Source organism: Anoxybacillus sp. EFIL, assembly GCF_013096955.1.
Taxonomy (GTDB): Bacteria; Bacillota; Bacilli; order Bacillales; family Anoxybacillaceae; genus Anoxybacillus; species Anoxybacillus ayderensis.
Genome location: NZ_SDLH01000030.1, coordinates 1 through 833, shown reverse-complemented (window position 1 = coordinate 833; position 833 = coordinate 1). Strand labels below are relative to the sequence as shown.

General features: G+C 44.4%; 2 pseudogenes. Both read left to right on the top strand.

From position 1 onward, the window contains the following. Positions 1–274: 274 nt before the first annotated feature. Positions 275–523, top strand: a pseudogene (locus ES017_RS15110) (DUF4351 domain-containing protein); the annotation flags it as partial. Between the two features lie 149 nt (positions 524–672). Beyond that, positions 673–833, top strand: a pseudogene (locus ES017_RS16025) (DUF4351 domain-containing protein); the annotation flags it as partial.

The window sequence follows — 833 nt, the reverse complement described above, 5'->3', positions numbered from 1 at the left end:
ATTCTATGCTGAAAACACGTTTGCCAATCACCGTTCATTATGCTGATTTAAGTTCAACCTTTCATAATCGAGGGTTGATCCATCCACGTTCAGTCCATGAACAAGCGTTGCCGTTTGTGTGAGGGATTGGTTGCGTGCCTGTCACGCCCCGAAGGTTGTCGAAGATTGACAGAGACAGAGAGTTGTTGAGTGGCTCTCTGTTTTTCATTCCTAAAGCAGGAATCTCCTCGTTTTTATCGAAAATACACAACAAAACAGAAAGCGAGGTGTATATATGGCGGTTGATCATAATCGGTTGTTTAAAAAGCTGATTACGACGTTTTTTGAAGAGTTTCTTCTTCTCTTTTTCCCGCATGTGCATGAGCACATCGACTTTCAGCACGTGTCGTTTTTGTCGGAGGAGCTGTTTACGGATGTGACGGCGGGGGAGAAGTATCGCGTCGATTTGCTTGTTGAGACGAAGTTGAAAGGGGAGGATAGCCTCATTATCGTCCATATCGAAAATCAAAGCTACGTGCAGCCATTGGTTGCGTGCCTGTCACGCCCCGAAGATTGTCGAAGTTTGATAGAGACAGGGAGTCGTTGGATGGCTCTCTGTTTTTTCATTTCCGAAGCAGGAATGTTGGTTTTACTGTCGAAAATACACAACAAAACCGAAAGCGAGGTGCATATATGGCCATTGATCATGATCGGTTGTTTAAAGAGTTGATTACGACGTTTTTTGAAGAGTTTCTTCTTCTCTTTTTCCCGCATGTGCATGAGCATATCGACTTTCAGCACGTGTCGTTTTTGTCGGAGGAATTGTTCACCGATGTGACGGCAGGGGAAAAGTA